Here is a 15,606-nt window from a genome sequence, read left to right as displayed (position 1 = left end):
AACTTTATTACAAAGACCGACTCAGGTCGGCCAGGCCGTGCGGCGTGCGTTCGGGCGCCGAAGCGGCGCGTGACACGACATTGCCGAGGAGAGACCATGCGCACCATCGACCACCACATCGCCGGCCATGCGGGCGGCGGGTCGGCTCGCAGCCACGATATTTTCAACCCCAATACCGGCCAGGTGCAGGCGCGCGTGGCGCTCGGCACCCGCGCCGATCTGGATGCGGCGGTGGCGGCGGCCGAGGCGGCGCAACCCGGCTGGGCGGCGACCAACCCGCAGCGCCGCTCGCGCGTGCTGTTCCGCTTCAAGGAACTGGTCGAGGCACATCTGGAGGAACTCGCGCATTTGCTGTCGTCGGAACACGGCAAGGTGGTGGCCGATGCGCGCGGCGACGTGCAGCGCGGGCTCGACGTGATCGAATTCGCGTGCGGCATCCCGCATGCCCTGAAGGGCGAATATACCCAGGGCGCCGGGCCGGGGATCGACGTCTATTCGATGCGCCAGCCGATCGGCGTGGTCGCCGGGATCACGCCGTTCAACTTCCCGGCGATGATTCCGATGTGGATGTTCGGCCCGGCGATCGCGTGCGGCAACGCTTTCCTTCTCAAACCCTCCGAACGCGACCCCAGCGTGCCCGTGCGCCTCGCCGAGTTGATGGTCGAGGCCGGCGCGCCCGAGGGCATTTTGCAGGTCGTCCACGGCGACAAGGAAATGGTCGATGCGATCCTCGATCATCCGGCGATCGGCGCGGTGAGCTTCGTCGGCTCGAGCGATATCGCGCAGTATGTCTATGCGCGCGGCACGGCGAACGGCAAGCGCGTGCAGGCGATGGGCGGCGCCAAGAACCACGGCATCGTCATGCCCGACGCGGATCTTGATGCCGTCGTGAACGATCTCGCGGGTGCCGCCTTCGGCAGTGCGGGTGAACGCTGCATGGCGCTCCCGGTGGTTGTGCCGGTGGGCGACGAGACCGCCGATCGTCTGCGCGAGAAACTGCTCCCCGCGATCGCCAGTCTACGCGTCGGACTCTCGACCGATGCCGAGGCGCAATACGGCCCCGTCGTCACCGCCGAACACAAGGCCCGCATCGAAAACTGGATTCAGAAAGGCGTCGACGAGGGCGCCGAGCTGGTGGTCGACGGGCGCGGCTTCACGCTGCAAGGCCATGAAGGCGGCTTCTTCGTCGGCCCGACGCTGTTCGATCGCGTCACGCCCGAGATGAGTTCGTACAAGGAGGAGATTTTCGGCCCCGTCCTCCAGATGGTCCGCGCGAAGGATTTCGAGGAAGCGCTCGCACTGCCATCGCGCCACCAATATGGCAACGGCGTCGCGATCTTCACGCGCAACGGCCATGCCGCGCGCGAATTTGCCGCGCGCGTCAACGTCGGCATGGTCGGCATCAACGTGCCGATCCCGGTCCCGGTCGCCTATCACACCTTCGGCGGTTGGAAACGCTCGGGCTTCGGCGACATCGACCAGCACGGCATGGAAGGCGTGCGCTTCTGGACGAAGAACAAGAAGGTCACCCAGCGCTGGCCCGACGGCTCGGCCACGGGCGAAAACGCCTTCGTCATCCCGACGATGGGGTGAAGGGGTGGCGCATTCCCTCTGCCGTCATCCTGACGAACGTCAGGATCCAGAGTCCCAAACACTGGCGGTCGATCTTTGCCGATGGGGCGTCGATCCGTCCAATGCTTGCGGCAATGGCGCGAATCCGAAATCCTCGGCCAGGTCCCGCCACGTCGGATTGTCCTTCTCGATCAGGTCGAGCTTCCAGCGCCGGGGCCAGTTCTTGATCCGCTTTTCCCGTACGATCGCCGATTCCATGATCTCGTGCGGCTCGAACCAGACGAGGCGCCTGACGTGATAACGCTTGGTGAAACCTTCGACTTCTCCGGTGCGATGCTGGTGGACTCGCCCGAGCAGATGCGAGGTTACGCCAGTATAGATCGTACCGTTACGCGCGCTGGCGACGATGTAGACCGCGGGCTGCTTTTCCATCATCTCCATTCCCGCCATGCTGGCGAACGTCTGTATCCAGAGTCCCCGCCGACATTGTTTCGGGCTCTGGGTGCCGGATCAAGTCCGGCATGACGAAGACAGGACCGTTATGACCCAATTCGACCTCACCGCCGATCAGCGCGAGATTCAGGAACTCGCGCGCCGCTTCACCGCCGATCGCATCACGCCCAACGCGGCCGAGTGGGACGAAAAACACATCTTCCCGCGCGCGGTGATCAAGGAGGCCGCCGATCTCGGCTTCGCGGCGATCTACGTCAGCGAGGAATCGGGCGGCATCAATCTCGGCCGGCTCGAATCGGCGCTGATCATGGAGGCGATGGCCTATGGCTGCCCTTCGACCAGCGCCTTCATCTCGATCCACAACATGGCGTCGTGGATGATCGACCGGTTCGGTGCGCAGCGGGTCAAGGACAAATACCTGCCCAATCTTGTCACGATGGAGACGCTCGCGAGCTATTGCCTCACCGAACCGTCGTCGGGCTCGGACGCGGCGGCGCTCAGGACGAAGGCAGTCCGCGACGGCGATCATTATGTCGTCACCGGCACCAAGCAGTTCATCTCGGGCGGCGGCGAGAACGATCTCTATGTCGTCATGGTCCGCACCGGCGAGGACGGGCCAAAGGGCATTTCGTGCCTGGTGATCGAAAAGGACATGCGCGGCGTGTCGTTCGGCGCGCAGGAACGCAAGCTCGGCTGGCATTCGCAGCCGACCGCGCAGGTGATGTTCGAGTCCGTCCGCGTGCCGGTGGAAAATCTGGTCGGCGCCGAGGGCGAGGGCTTCCGCATCGCGATGATGGGACTCGACGGTGGCCGGCTCAACATCGGCGCCTGCTCGCTCGGCGGCGCGCAGCGCTGCCTCGACGAGGCGGTTCGCTATACGCGCGAGCGCCAGCAGTTCGGCAAGGCGATCGCCGATTTCCAGAACACCCAGTTCACGCTTGCCGACATGGCCACCGAATTGGAGGCGGCGCGCGCGCTGCTCTACGTCGCGGCGGTCAAGGTGACCGCCAACGCCCCCGACAAGACGCGCTTCGCCGCGATGGCCAAGCGCCTCGCCACCGACACCGGCTCCGCGGTGGTCGATCGCGCGCTCCAGCTTCACGGCGGCTACGGCTATCTCATGGATTACCCGATCGAGCGCTTCTGGCGCGATCTGCGCGTCCACTCGATCCTCGAAGGCACCAACCAGGTGATGCGCATGATCGTCGGTCGCGAGCTGACGCGGCAATGAGCGACGACGTCCTCACCCTTATCGAAGGCCGCGTCGGCCGCATCCGGCTCAACCGGCCGAAGGCGCTCCACGCGCTCAACATCGATATGTGCCTTGCCATGTCCGCGGCGCTCGATCGGTGGCGCGGCGACCTCGCGGTCGAGGCGGTGCTGATCGATCATGCGGAAGGCCGGGGTTTCTGCGCCGGCGGTGACATCCGCATGGTTGCCGAAAGCGCGAAAGGCGACGGTGTCGAGGCGCGGCGTTTCTTCTTCGAAGAATATCGCATGAACCACGCGCTGTTCACCTATGCCAAGCCGGTGGTCGCGTTCATGGACGGGATCACGATGGGCGGCGGCGTCGGCATCTCGCTCCCGGCCAAATTCCGCATCGCCACCGAGAACACCAAATTCGCGATGCCCGAAACGGGGATCGGGCTGTTCCCCGATGTCGGCGGCGGCTGGTATCTGTCACGGCTGCCGGGGCGGATGGGGCAGTTCCTCGCGCTCACCGGCCACCGGCTCGACGGAGCCGAGTGCAAGGCGCTCGGCCTCGCGACGCATTATCTGCCCGCCGACGCGCTTGCCCATGCCAAGGGGCGCATTGCCGAGCAACCGCAGGCGATCGCGGTGATCCTCGACGATCTCGATACCGATCCGCCCGAGGCGGCGATCCTTGCGCGCCGTGCGGACATCGATCGCCTGTTCGCGGCCGACACGGTGGAGGAAATTTTCGCCGCGCTCGCCGCCGACGGCGGCGATTGGGCGGCTGAGCAACGCGCGATCCTCGAGACCAAATCGCCGCAGACGATGAAGGTGTCGCTCCGGCTGCTCCATGACGGCGCGCGGATGGCGAGCTTCGCCGACGAGATGGCGCGCGAATATGCCGTCGCGAGCCGCGTCGTCCAGCGCCACGATTTTATCGAGGGCGTGCGTGCGGTGATCGTCGACAAGGATAACGCCCCGCGCTGGAACCCGGCGACCCCCGGCGGCGTGACCGACCACGTCATCGATCAGATCTTCGCGCCGCTCGCTGACGACGAGGCGTGGACACCGCGATAACGGAGACAAGAATGCCCGATTACCAGACCCTGCTCGTCGAGAAGCGCGGGCGTGTCACGCTGATCACGCTCAACCGGCCGCAAGCGCTCAACGCACTCAATGCGCAGGTGCTCGACGATCTGCTCGCCGCGCTTGCCGTGTTCGACGCCGATGAAGGGCAGGGCTGCGCGGTCCTCACCGGCAGCGACAAGGCGTTCGCCGCGGGCGCGGACATCAAGGAAATGGCCGACATGGGCTTTGCCGCGATGTACGGCACCAACCATTTCGCCGGTTGGGAACGCTTCACGCAGACGCGCAAACCGGTGATCGCGGCGGTAGCGGGCTATGCGCTCGGCGGCGGCTGCGAGGTGGCGATGATGTGCGACTTCATCCTCGCCGCCGATACCGCGAAATTCGGCCAGCCGGAGATCAAGCTCGGCGTTTCGCCCGGCATGGGCGGTTCGCAGCGCCTCACCCGCGCGGTCGGCAAGGCCAAGGCGATGGAGATGGTCCTCACCGGCCGGATGATGGACGCCGCCGAGGCCGAACGCGCCGGTCTCGTCAGCCGCGTGATCCCCGCCGCCGATCTTGTCGACGAAGCGGTCAAGGTTGCCACCGCGATCGCCGCGATGCCGCCGCTGGCGGTGCTGGCGAACAAGGAAATGGTGAACGCCGCGTTCGAGACGAATTTGACGCAGGGCGTGCAATTCGAGCGTCGCCTGTTCAACGGCCTGTTCGCGACGCAGGACCAGAAGGAAGGCATGGCCGCCTTCGTCGAGAAGCGGCCGGGGAACTGGACCGGGAAATAGTATTCTCCTCCCGCCGGGCTGGAGGGGAGATGAGGAGAGAAAGCATGGCACGCATCGGTTTCATCGGGCTCGGCAACATGGGCGGCGGGATGGCGGCCAATCTCGCCAAAAAGGGCCATGACGTACACGCCTTCGATCTCTCGCAGGACGCGCTCGATCGCGCGAAGAAGGAAGGATGCCTGCCCGTCGGTTCGGCCAGGGAAGCGGCCGAGGATGCCGAGGCGGTCATCACGATGCTGCCGGCGGGAAGCCATGTCGAACAGGTCTATACCGATAGCGTGTTCGGCACCGCCTCGACCGCGGCGATCCTGATCGATTGCTCGACGATCGATGTCGCCACCGCCAGGCGTGTCGCCGATGCCGCCGCCGCCAAGGGGTTGACCGCGGTCGACGCCCCCGTCTCGGGCGGGATCGCGGCGGCGAATGCGGGCAGCCTCACCTTCATGGTCGGTGGCAGCGGCGAGGCGTTCGAGCGCGCCGAGCCGTTCCTCGCCGATATGGGCAAGGCGGTGATCCACGCCGGCGCCAACGGCGCGGGGCAGGCGGCCAAAATCTGCAACAACATGATCCTCGGCGCGACGATGATCGCGACGTGCGAGGCGTTCGCGCTGGCGAAGAAGCTCGGGCTCGACAGCCAGGCGTTCTACGACATCGCGTCGGTCTCCTCGGGCCAGAGCTGGTCGATGACGAGCTATTGCCCGGTCCCCGGCGTCGGCCCCGAAAGCCCGTCGGACCACGATTATGCGGGCGGTTTCGCCACCGCGTTGATGCTCAAGGACTTGCGCCTCGCGATCGAGGCGGCGGCGAGCGTCGATGCCGACACGCCGATCGGCGCCAAGGCGCGCGATCTCTACGAAGCCTTCGCCGCCGCCGGCAACGGCGCGCTCGATTTCTCCGCGATCATCAAGACCTCGGGCGGGGCGGCGTAGGAACAAACGCCATCGTCATGCCGGACTTGTTCCGGCATCCAACCCGCCACGAGCGTCAGCGCCTGAGGCACGTTGGACCCCGGAACCAGTCCGGGGTGACGGGGAGGCTTGCGAAGCGCTTTATGCAGACGCGCTACTTGAAAACCGACTAGGCCCGATCCGTACCCTATTTTCTTTGGCCGCGCCCCGCGCTACGCCGTGGAAAAAGGGGGAGGGGCAAGCATGGCGAGCGTGGCCGAGTCGACGGGTGAACCGGCGCCGAGCCGAAGCGATATCCGCCTCGTCATCTCGGCCTCGTCGGTCGGCACCATCTTCGAATGGTATGATTTCTTCATCTACGGCACGCTGGCGGCGTCGGGGATCATCGGCCGCACCTTCTTCCCCACCGGCAACGAGATGGTGCAGACGCTGCTCGCCTGGGCGGGGTTCGCGGTCGGCTTCGGCTTCCGCCCCCTGGGCGCGGTGTTGTTCGGCTATCTCGGCGACAAGCTCGGGCGCAAATACACCTTCCTGATCACGATCACCGTGATGGGCCTCGCGACCGCAGGCGTCGGCCTCGTCCCTTCGGCGGCGGCGATCGGCTTTGCCGCGCCGGTGATCATCATCCTGCTGCGCGTCGCGCAGGGGCTCGCGCTCGGCGGCGAATATGGCGGGGCGGCGATCTATGTCGCCGAACATTCGCCGCCGGGGAAAAGCGGCTTTTACACCAGCTTCATCCAGGCCAGCGTCGCGGGCGGGTTCGTGCTCAGCCTCGCGGTCGTGCTGCTCACCAAGGCTGCGATGCCGGCCGAGACGTGGGATGCGTGGGGCTGGCGCTTCCCGTTCGTCTTCTCGCTGCTGCTGCTCGCCGTGTCGCTGTGGATGCGGCTCAAACTGTCCGAAAGCCCGGTGTTCAAGGCGCTCAAGGCCAAAGGGGAGACGGCGCGCAACCCGTTCGTCGAAAGCTTCACCTATCCGGGCAATATCCGCCGGCTGATCGTCGCGATGCTCGGCATCGCCGCGGGGCTGACGGTGATCTGGTACACCGCGATGTTCAGCGTGCTGTCGTTCCTGCAAGGGACGATGCGCGTCGCGCCGACCGCGGCGCAACTCCTCACCGGCGTTGGTGCCGCGGCGGGGCTGTTCTGGTTCGTGTTCTTCGGGCGGCTGTCGGATCGCGTCGGGCGCAAGAAGCCGATCGTGATCGGCTATGCGGTCACGCTGGTGCTGCTGTTCCCGATCTTCTGGGTGATCGGCGGCGCTGCCAACCCGCACCTCGCCGCCGCGGCCGAACGCGCGCCGATCGTCGTCTCCGGCCCCGATTGCGGCTACAGCCCGTTCGCGAAGCAGCAAGACGACGCTTGCGGCCGCCTGCTCGACTATTTCTCCAAAAAGGGGATCGCCTACACCACGCTCAAGGCGCCGGAGACGGTGGTGACGGTGGGCGGTGTCCCTGTCGCCGATCCCACCCCGCAGGCGCTCGACGCGGTGCTCACCACCAATGGTTACGGGCTCGATCCGGTGGTGCCGGCGGGGCGGGACGTGCTCGTCATCGTCATCGCGATCATCTCGCTCAGCGCGCTGTCGGGGGCGACCTACGGCCCGGTCGCGGCCTTGCTGTCGGAGATGTTCCCGCCGCGCATCCGCTACAGCTCGATGTCGATCCCCTATCATCTCGGCTGCGGCTATTTCGGCGGCTTCCTGCCTTTCATCAGCCAGTATATCGTCGCCAAGACAGGCAATCCCTATGCTGGTTTGTGGTACACATGGGCGGTTGTCGCGCTGGCGCTGGTGGTGACATTGTTCTGGCTCAAGGAACCGCGCCCCGGCGCTTTTGAGGCGGGCTGAGGGTGGCGCGCGCGCCGGAGCACGGCTAGAGGTCGGGCGGCTTCCGATTCCGTTCGTGCTGCCGGCGAACGGGTGGCGCAATCCGGCCCTCGAACGTTAGACACGCCTTCATGATCGCTCCCCTCCGCCTCCGTCTCGATTCCGCGGCGCTCGTCGCCAATTGGCGCGTGCTCGATGCGATGAGCGGGCGCGCGGCGTGCGGCGCGGCGATCAAGGCCGACGGCTATGGCCTTGGGGCCGCCGGGATCGGACGGCGCCTTGCCGATGCCGGCTGCCGTGATTTCCTCGTCGCGACCTGGGCGGAGGCCGAGGCGCTGCGCGATCTGGCGCTGCCGCTTGCTGTCCTGCACGGCGTCCGTGCCGAAGATGCCGCGGTGGCGATGAGCGGCATCGCGCGGCCCGTGCTCAACACCCCGGCGCAGATCGCGCGTTGGCGTGAGGTCGGCGGGGGAGCGTGCGACGTGATGGTCGATACGGGCATGAACCGGCTCGGCGTCGCGCCCGAAGACGTGAGGAGCGGCCTGCTCGACGGTCTCGCGATCGATACGCTGATGAGCCACCTCGCCTGCGCCGACGAAGACAAGGCGATGAACGCGCGCCAGCGCGATGCCTTTGCCGCGCTCGCGGGCCGCACCGGCGCGAGGCGGATGAGCCTCGCCAATTCATCGGGCATCGCGCTCGGCGCCGATTACGCCTTCGATCTCACGCGCCCCGGCATCGCGCTCTACGGCGGCCGCCAGCGCGAAGGGCATGAAGCGATCGCGCAGGTCGTCACGCCCGAGGCGCAGGTGCTCCAGCGCCGCCGTGTTCCCGCCGGCGGCACCGTCGGCTACAATGCCACCTGGCGCGCGCCCGCCGATACCGAGGTTGCGATCCTCAACCTCGGCTATGCCGACGGCTATTTTCGCGGCTTCTCGGGCAAGGGCGTCGCGCGTGCCGGCGATGCGGCGCTCCCCGTGCTCGGCCGCGTATCGATGGATCTGGTCGCGATCGGCGTCGATGCCGCGCCCGAGCTTGCCGAAGGCGATTGGGTCGCGCTCGATTACGATCTGCCCGCCGCCTCGGCCGCGAGCGGCATGTCGCAATATGAACTCATCACCGGCCTCGGCGCGCGCTTCGATCGGGTGTGGACCCGATAACAGCCGCGCTGTGCTGCGCGCGCGGCTGGCATGACGGCTCAATACGTTATACAATATATCTTCCGACAGGAGAGCCACGCCGACGCCCGCGTCCCATGCGACGACGCGCCTTGGCAAGTGGCCGGAAAAGAGCGCAAGGGCGCAGGGGGCGGGGTTGGACGATCATGACGGGCCGCAGGATTCGGGCCTTCTGAAGGGCAACCTCAACCTACGGCTGCATTCTTCGCTCGCGCGCGAGCTTGGGCGCCGCATCCTCAGCGGCGAATTTCCGCCCGGCCATCTCTTTCCCGGTGAGATCGAATTCAGCCATCAGCTCGATCTGTCGCGATCGGCGCTGCGCGAGGCGTTCCGCATCCTCTCGGCCAAGGGTCTGGTCGAAAGCCGCCCCAAGGCGGGAACGCGCGTCACCGATCCGGCGCGGTGGAGCCGGCTCGATCCTGACGTGCTTGCGTGGCAGTTCGCAAGCGAGCCGAGCCCGGCATTCCTGCGCGACCTGTTCGAGCTGCGTATGATCGTCGAGCCTGCCGCCGCCGCGGCGGCCGCTGCGCGCCACACCGAAGAACAGACCCGCCAGATGGCCGACGCGCTCGACGAGATGACGACGCACGGGCTGTCGACCGAGCAGGGCCGCGCCGCCGATCAGCGTTTCCACAGCCTCATCATCGAGGCGGCGCGCAACCAGTTGCTCTCGACGCTGTCGAGTTCGATCATGGCGGCGGTCGCGTGGACGACGATCTTCAAGCAGCGCCGCCGCGCGCTGCCCCGCGATCCGATGCCCGAACACCGCGCGCTCCACACGGCGATCGTCGCCGGCGACGCGGAGGCCGCGCGCGAGGCGATGGTCGTGCTGATCGATCTCGCGCTCGCCGACACCGAGATTTCGATGCGCGAGGACGAGCAGGCGCCGGCATAGGCTGAAAATTGGGCGACTATTCCCTTCGGATACGTAAGCGCCGAATTACTTTCATTCACCACCCCGGCGAAGGCCGGGGTCCAGCATCGGGCGGCTCGCAACTGGGTCCCGGCCTTCGCCGGGGTCGAAAGAAGGGGATAATTCGGCGCTTACGTATCCGAAGGGGATAGTCGCCGAACAAGTTCAGGGTCCATCGTGCCGCAAGCGATGGCGTCGAACGCGGGGAAATCGACCCGCCCCTAGTGATTGTCGCGCGGCAAGCCCCTGGTCTGCGCGATCCGCTGGAACGTCTCGGCGCCTTCGAGGATCGCGCCCGACGCTATCTGCCCGATCGTCGCGCGCTGGATTTCCTGCCACGGCGTCTGCGAGGGCGGATAGGGATAGCCGCCCGCGGCCTCCAGCGCGGCGCGGCGCTCGGCGAGTTCGGCGTCGGAGATCAGCATGTCGGCGGTGCCGCGGTTGAGGTCGATCCGCACGCGATCGCCGGTCTTGAGCAGCGCCAGCCCGCCGCCCACCGCCGCCTCGGGCGAGGCGTTGAGGATCGAGGCACTGCCGCTCGTCCCCGATTGCCGGCCGTCGCCGATGCACGGCAGCGCATGGATACCTTCGCGGATCAGATAGGCGGGCGGGCGCATGTTGACGACCTCGGCCGCGCCCGGATAGCCGAACGGCCCGGTGCCGCGCATGAACAGCAGCGTGTTCACCGTGATGCCCAGCGCGGGGTCGTCGATCCGCGCATGATAATCCTCCGGCCCGTCGAACACGACCGCCTCGCCCTCGAATGCGTTGGGATCGTCGGGGTTGGAAAGATAATGCTCGCGGAATTCGGGCGAGATCACGCTTGTCTTCATGATCGCCGCGTCGAACAGATTGCCGCGCAGGACGATGAACCCGGCATCCTGCTTGAGCGGCTGGTCGTAGGGGCGGATCACGCGCTCGTCCTCGATCCGCGCGTCGCGGCAATTCTCGCCGATCGTCCTGCCGGTGCAGGTCATCGCCTCGGTATCGAGCAGGTCATGCTTGATCAGTTCGGCCGCGACCGCGGGCACGCCGCCGGCATGGTAATAATCCTCGCCCAGATATTCGCCCGCCGGTTGCAGGTTGACGAGCAGCGGGATGTGGTGGCCGTGCTCCTGCCAGTCGTCGAGGCTCAGCTCGACGCCCATGTGCCGCGCGATCGCCGCGAGATGGAGCGGCGCGTTGGTCGATCCCCCGATCGCCGAATTGACCCGGATTGCGTTGAGGAACGCCGCGCGCGTCATGATGTCCGATGGCTTCAGGTCTTCGCGCACCATCTCGACGATGCGCTTGCCCGTGCGCCACGACACTTCCTGCCGGTCGCGATACGGCGCGGGGATCGCCGCCGATCCGGGCAGCGACATCCCCAGCGCCTCGGCCAGGCTGTTCATCGTCGTCGCCGTGCCCATCGTGTTACAATACCCCGTCGACGGCGCCGACGACGCCACGAGTTGGATGAACCCCTCGTCATCGATCTCGCCGGCGGCCAGCAGTTCGCGCGCCTTCCACACGATCGTCCCCGATCCGGTGCGCTCGCCGCGATGCCAGCCGTTGAGCATCGGCCCCACCGACAGCGCGATCGCGGGAATGTTGACCGTGGCGGCCGCCATCAGCGCGGCGGGCGTGGTCTTGTCGCAGCCCGTCGTCAGCACCACCCCGTCGATCGGATAGCCGAACAGCACTTCGACGAGCCCGAGATACGAAAGGTTGCGGTCGAGCCCCGCGGTCGGCCTTTTGCCCGTTTCCTGGATCGGGTGGACGGGAAATTCGATCGCGATCCCGCCCGCGTCGCGAATCCCCTCGCGCACCCGGTCCGCCAGCACCAGATGGTGCCGGTTGCAGGGGCTCAGGTCGCTGCCGGTCTGGGCGATGCCGATGATCGGCTTGCCCGACCGCAGTTCCTCGAGGCTCAGCCCGTAATTGAGATAGCGCTCGAGATAGAGCGCGGTCATGTCGATATTGTCGGGATTGTCGAACCACGCGCGGCTGCGCAGCTTGGGCGTGGCTGGGTCGTCGGTCATGTCTTGAAGGCTCCGGGGTCAATCTGTCGTCGAGAAACGGAAAATCATGCGGTGGTGATAGGGCGTGCCCGGATCGACGCGTGCCGAGGCGAACTTGGGCTGGTTGGGCGCATCGGGGAATTTCTGCGGTTCCATCGCGATGCCGTCGCCCTGGCGATAGAGATGGCCGTGCTTGCCGACGAGCGTGCCGTCGAGGAAATTGCCGGTATAGACCTGCACGCCGGGTTCGGTGGACAGCACCTCGAGCACGCGTCCGCTCCCGGGATCTTCGAGCCGCGCGGCGAGCTTGGGCGCCGCCGTCAGCCCGGCATCGAGCGCGAAATTATGGTCATAGCCGCGCCCGATCACGATCTGCGGATCGCTGCCGTCGCGGATGCCCTCACCGATGATGCGCCCCTTGCGGAAATCGAACACGCCGCCCTCGACCGCCTTCAACTCGCCCGTCGGGATCAGCGTCGCGTCGACGGGCGTATAGGCCGAGGCGGGGACGGTCAGCTTGTGGCCGAGGATGCCGGTGGCCGCGCCTTCGCCGGCGAGGTTGAAGATGCCGTGATTGGTCATGTTGACCACCGTCGGCGTGTCGGTCGTGGCATTGAAATCGATCGTGAGCCGGTTCTTCTCGTCGAGCGCATAGGTGACGGTCGCCTCGACTTTGCCGGGATAGCCCTGGTCGCCGTCGGGGCTGGTCAGCGCCAGCGTGACGCTCGCCACCGGCCCTTGCTTGACGTCGGTGATCCGCCACACCTGCCTGTCGAACCCGCGCGTGCCGCCGTGGAGCGAGTTGGCGCCGTCGTTGAGCGTGAGCTGATAGGCCTTGCCGTCGAGGCTGAACTTCCCGCCCGCGATCCGGTTCGCATAGCGGCCGACGGTCACCGCGAAATAATTGGGTTTGTCGACATAGCTCGCAAGATCGTCATAGCCGAGCAGCACGTCGGCGCTCTTGCCGGCGCGGTCGGGCGCGCTGAGCGATTGCAGCGTCGCGCCATAGGTGATGATCCGTGCGGAAACACCGCGATCGTTGGTCAGCGTCACCGCCTCGATCGGGGTATCGTCGGCAAGCGTGCCGAAGTGCGATCGCTGTGCCGTCACGCCGTTCTCCTGCCTGGTGTCGTCGCTACCTTGGGCCGAGCAACCGGCCAGCGCCAAGAGCGCGATGGCCGATCCGATGGCGTGCAATTGCATGGGGATATCCCTCCGCGAGACGATTGACCTGCGCTATAACCGTATATACTCAGACAAGAACGAATGGAAAGCCGAATCCGCGATATGTGCATGAGAGGACGCGATTGATGGCCCTGCCACCCCCTGCCGAATCGATCCCGACAAGGCCCGCCGCGACGCCCGGCGGGGCGGCGCCGGTCTATCGTTCGGCGCTGACGCTGCTGGCGACGCTCTTCTTCATGTGGGGCTTCATCACCGTCATCAACAACACGTTGCTGCCGCATCTGCGCAGCGTGTTCGATCTCAACTACACCCAGACGACGCTGATCGAATCGGTGTGGTTCATCGCCTATTTCGTGGCTTCGATCCCCTCGGCGAAGCTGATCGAGCGGATCGGCTACCAGAAGTCGCTGGTAGTGGGGCTGATGGTAATGGCGGCGGGCGCGCTGATGATGATCCCCGCCGCGCGCATCCCCTCTTACGGCGTCGTGCTGACGGCGCTGTTCGTGGTCGCGAGCGGGATTACGCTGCTCCAGGTCGCGGCCAACCCCTATGTCGCGGTGATCGGTTCGCCCGAGACCGCATCGTCGCGGCTCAATCTCGTCCAGGCGTTCAATTCGATGGGGACGACGCTGGCGCCATTGTTCGGCGGCTATCTCATCCTCTCGCGCAGTACCTCGGGCACGCGGCTCGACGGGGCGGCCGAGATGACGATGGCAGAACGGCTGGCCGATGCCCAGTCGGTGCAGCTTCCCTATCTGATCGTGGCCGGGGTGCTCGTCGTGCTCGCGATCGTGATCGCACGCTTCAACCTGCCTGCACTCGGCACCGCGACGCGCCGCGCCGCCGCCGAGGAACGCAAACACCATTCGCTCTGGCGGCACCGCAACCTCGTCTTCGGGGTGCCGGCGATCTTCATCTATCTGATCGCCGAGATCGGGGTGTCGAACCTGTTCATCAACTTCGTCTCGGCACCGGAAATCGGCAATATCAGCCACGCCACGGCGTCGAACTATCTGTTCCTGCTGTGGGGCGGGATGATGGTCGGCCGGTTCGCGGGCAGCTTCCTGATGCGCTCGATCCCCGCCGAGCGCGTGCTCGCGGGGGCGGCGATCGGCGCGTTCGTCGTGATGATCATCACCACCTTCGCAACCGGACCGGTGGCGATGTGGACACTGATCTCGGTGGGGCTGTTCCATTCGATCATGTTCCCGACGATCTTCACGCTCGGCATCCGCGGGCTGGGGCCGCTCACCGAAGAGGGGTCGGGGTTGCTGATCATGGCGATCGCGGGCGGCGCGCTCGTCATCATCCAGGGCTGGCTCGCCGATCTCTACGGGTTGCAGATGTCGTTCCTGCTGACCGCGGCGTGCGAACTCTACGTGCTGTTCTACGCGCTCTGGGGCGCCAGGCCGGTGGTGTCGGGCAGCGAGCCGCCGCCGACCGATGAACAACTCGCCGTCTGATGAGACGGCCGTGAACCGGGATCATTCGAGGATAAGGATGTAATGTCGACAAGGTTCGTTCAGTTTCGTGATGCCGCCGGGCGCGGCGTCGCCATTCTTGCCGCCGATCAGGCACCGCGCCGCGTCTCGGGCGTCGAGACGCTCTACGATCTCGCACAGGCGGCGCTGGCGGCGGGCGTGGGGCTTGCCGATCAGGCGCGCGCGGCGGGGCTGGGCGATGCGGTCGATCTCGATACGGTGACCGTGCTCGCGCCGATCGATCATCGCGATCCGGCGCATCTGCTGATGACGGGCACCGGGCTCACGCACCTCGGCTCGGCCGAGGGGCGCGACAAGATGCACCGCGCCGCGACCGAGGCCGCGCACCAGACCGATTCGATGAAGATGTTCCTGATGGGCGTCGACGGTGGCAAGCCCGCCGATGGCGGCATCGGCGTCCAGCCCGAATGGTTCTACAAGGGCGATGGCGCCGCGCTGATTGCCCCCGGCGCCCCGCTGCCTTCACCCGATTTCGCGCTCGACGCGGGCGAGGAGCCCGAGATCGCGGGCATCTATCTGATCGCTGACGACGGCACGCCGGTCCGGCTCGGCTTTGCGCTCGCCAACGAATTTTCCGATCACGTCACCGAACGCGGCAATTATCTGTGGCTCGCGCATTCCAAGCTGCGCCCGGCCGCGCTCGGCCCCGAATTGTTGACCGGCGCGCTCCCCGATCATGTCGAAGGCGCCAGCCGCATCGTGCGCGACGGCGAAACGATCTGGGAAAAGCCCTTCGTCTCGGGTGAGGCGAATATGTCGCATGCGATCCGCAATCTCGAACACCATCATTTCAAATATCCCGGCTTCCGCCGCCCGGGCGATGTCCACGTCCATTTCTTCGGTACCGCGACGCTGTCGTTCAGCGAGGGCGTCCAGACGCGACCCGGCGACGTGTTCGAGATCGAAGCCGCCCCCTTCACGATGCCGGTGCGCAACCCGATCGGTACGGCGGCCGCATTGGAAACGGCGGTGAAGATATTGTGATCGCGCGCGTCGTCCGCAGCCGGCG

At 66.5% G+C, this 15,606-nt stretch carries 13 protein-coding genes; 10 read left to right on the top strand and 3 right to left on the bottom strand.

The features are described 5' to 3' along the window. Positions 1-96: 96 nt before the first annotated feature. Positions 97-1,593 (top strand): CoA-acylating methylmalonate-semialdehyde dehydrogenase, encoded by a 1,497-nt coding sequence (locus DFR49_RS09410; protein WP_119035515.1) that lies wholly within the window; start codon positions 97-99, stop codon positions 1,591-1,593. Between the two features lie 39 nt (positions 1,594-1,632). Here DFR49_RS09410 and DFR49_RS09405 read toward each other — a convergent pair whose 3' ends face one another. Continuing rightward, the gene (locus DFR49_RS09405; protein ID WP_119036335.1) at positions 1,633-2,004 is read right to left on the bottom strand and encodes a GIY-YIG nuclease family protein; all 372 of its coding nucleotides are present in this window, start codon (positions 2,002-2,004) and stop codon (positions 1,633-1,635) included. A gap of 109 nt (positions 2,005-2,113) precedes the next feature. On the opposite strand from DFR49_RS09405, the gene DFR49_RS09400 reads away from it, so the two are divergent. From DFR49_RS09400 to DFR49_RS09370, 7 genes are all read left to right on the top strand, one after another. Beyond that, positions 2,114-3,256 carry an acyl-CoA dehydrogenase family protein gene (locus DFR49_RS09400; protein WP_119035514.1) on the top strand — a complete coding sequence of 381 codons (1,143 nt, stop codon included), beginning with the start codon at positions 2,114-2,116 and terminating at the stop codon, positions 3,254-3,256. After that, the gene (locus DFR49_RS09395; RefSeq protein WP_119035513.1) at positions 3,253-4,296 is read left to right on the top strand and encodes an enoyl-CoA hydratase/isomerase family protein; all 1,044 of its coding nucleotides are present in this window, start codon (positions 3,253-3,255) and stop codon (positions 4,294-4,296) included. The genes DFR49_RS09400 and DFR49_RS09395 overlap by 4 nt, the downstream gene beginning before the upstream one ends. Before the next feature lie 11 nt (positions 4,297-4,307). Continuing rightward, entirely contained in the window at positions 4,308-5,084 is a 777-nt protein-coding gene (locus DFR49_RS09390) for an enoyl-CoA hydratase (RefSeq protein WP_119036334.1), read from the top strand. Between the two features lie 44 nt (positions 5,085-5,128). Then, positions 5,129-6,013, top strand: a complete 885-nt coding sequence (gene mmsB / locus DFR49_RS09385; RefSeq protein ID WP_119035512.1) for a 3-hydroxyisobutyrate dehydrogenase — start codon at positions 5,129-5,131, stop codon at positions 6,011-6,013. Between the two features lie 222 nt (positions 6,014-6,235). After that, positions 6,236-7,840 carry an MFS transporter gene (locus DFR49_RS09380; protein WP_119035511.1) on the top strand — a complete coding sequence of 535 codons (1,605 nt, stop codon included), beginning with the start codon at positions 6,236-6,238 and terminating at the stop codon, positions 7,838-7,840. A gap of 110 nt (positions 7,841-7,950) precedes the next feature. Continuing rightward, positions 7,951-8,979 carry an alanine racemase gene (locus DFR49_RS09375; protein WP_119035510.1) on the top strand — a complete coding sequence of 343 codons (1,029 nt, stop codon included), beginning with the start codon at positions 7,951-7,953 and terminating at the stop codon, positions 8,977-8,979. Positions 8,980-9,133: 154 nt separating this feature from the next. Further along, on the top strand, positions 9,134-9,892 hold the full coding sequence (locus DFR49_RS09370) for a FadR/GntR family transcriptional regulator (RefSeq protein ID WP_119035509.1): 759 nt from the start codon (positions 9,134-9,136) through the stop codon (positions 9,890-9,892). Positions 9,893-10,131: 239 nt separating this feature from the next. On the opposite strand, the gene DFR49_RS09365 is transcribed toward DFR49_RS09370, so the two are convergent. Together DFR49_RS09365 and DFR49_RS09360 are read right to left on the bottom strand one after the other, a co-directional pair. Beyond that, positions 10,132-11,931, bottom strand: a complete 1,800-nt coding sequence (locus tag DFR49_RS09365) for an IlvD/Edd family dehydratase (RefSeq protein WP_119035508.1) — start codon at positions 11,929-11,931, stop codon at positions 10,132-10,134. 18 nt (positions 11,932-11,949) lie between these two features. Continuing rightward, the gene (locus tag DFR49_RS09360) at positions 11,950-13,113 is read right to left on the bottom strand and encodes an aldose epimerase family protein (RefSeq protein WP_119035507.1); all 1,164 of its coding nucleotides are present in this window, start codon (positions 13,111-13,113) and stop codon (positions 11,950-11,952) included. A 107-nt stretch (positions 13,114-13,220) separates the two neighbouring features. Between DFR49_RS09360 and DFR49_RS09355 the strand changes: the two genes are divergently transcribed. Next, positions 13,221-14,558, top strand: a complete 1,338-nt coding sequence (locus DFR49_RS09355) for a sugar MFS transporter (RefSeq protein WP_119035506.1) — start codon at positions 13,221-13,223, stop codon at positions 14,556-14,558. A gap of 42 nt (positions 14,559-14,600) precedes the next feature. After that, positions 14,601-15,581 carry an AraD1 family protein gene (gene araD1 / locus DFR49_RS09350; RefSeq protein WP_119035505.1) on the top strand — a complete coding sequence of 327 codons (981 nt, stop codon included), beginning with the start codon at positions 14,601-14,603 and terminating at the stop codon, positions 15,579-15,581. Positions 15,582-15,606: the final 25 nt, after the last annotated feature.

This window comes from Hephaestia caeni, from assembly GCF_003550065.1.
GTDB lineage: Bacteria > Pseudomonadota > Alphaproteobacteria > Sphingomonadales > Sphingomonadaceae > Sphingomonas > Sphingomonas caeni_A.
The sequence above is the reverse complement of the archived record's forward strand: the minus strand, read 5'-3'. Positions and strand labels throughout refer to the sequence as shown.

Excerpts from the sequence above, each read along its gene's own strand:
- mmsB (WP_119035512.1), top strand. The coding sequence starts at position 5,129 with ATGGCACGCATCGGTTTCATCGGGCTCGGCAACATGGGCGGCGGGATG.
- DFR49_RS09355 (WP_119035506.1), top strand. The coding sequence starts at position 13,221 with ATGGCCCTGCCACCCCCTGCCGAATCGATCCCGACAAGGCCCGCCGCG.
- DFR49_RS09380 (WP_119035511.1), top strand. The coding sequence starts at position 6,236 with ATGGCGAGCGTGGCCGAGTCGACGGGTGAACCGGCGCCGAGCCGAAGC.
- DFR49_RS09405 (WP_119036335.1), bottom strand. The coding sequence starts at position 2,004 with ATGGAAAAGCAGCCCGCGGTCTACATCGTCGCCAGCGCGCGTAACGGT.
- DFR49_RS09375 (WP_119035510.1), top strand. The coding sequence starts at position 7,951 with ATGATCGCTCCCCTCCGCCTCCGTCTCGATTCCGCGGCGCTCGTCGCC.
- araD1 (WP_119035505.1), top strand. The coding sequence starts at position 14,601 with ATGTCGACAAGGTTCGTTCAGTTTCGTGATGCCGCCGGGCGCGGCGTC.
- DFR49_RS09365 (WP_119035508.1), bottom strand. The coding sequence starts at position 11,931 with ATGACCGACGACCCAGCCACGCCCAAGCTGCGCAGCCGCGCGTGGTTC.
- DFR49_RS09400 (WP_119035514.1), top strand. The coding sequence starts at position 2,114 with ATGACCCAATTCGACCTCACCGCCGATCAGCGCGAGATTCAGGAACTC.
- DFR49_RS09360 (WP_119035507.1), bottom strand. The coding sequence starts at position 13,113 with ATGCAATTGCACGCCATCGGATCGGCCATCGCGCTCTTGGCGCTGGCC.
- DFR49_RS09410 (WP_119035515.1), top strand. The coding sequence starts at position 97 with ATGCGCACCATCGACCACCACATCGCCGGCCATGCGGGCGGCGGGTCG.
- DFR49_RS09390 (WP_119036334.1), top strand. The coding sequence starts at position 4,308 with ATGCCCGATTACCAGACCCTGCTCGTCGAGAAGCGCGGGCGTGTCACG.
- DFR49_RS09395 (WP_119035513.1), top strand. The coding sequence starts at position 3,253 with ATGAGCGACGACGTCCTCACCCTTATCGAAGGCCGCGTCGGCCGCATC.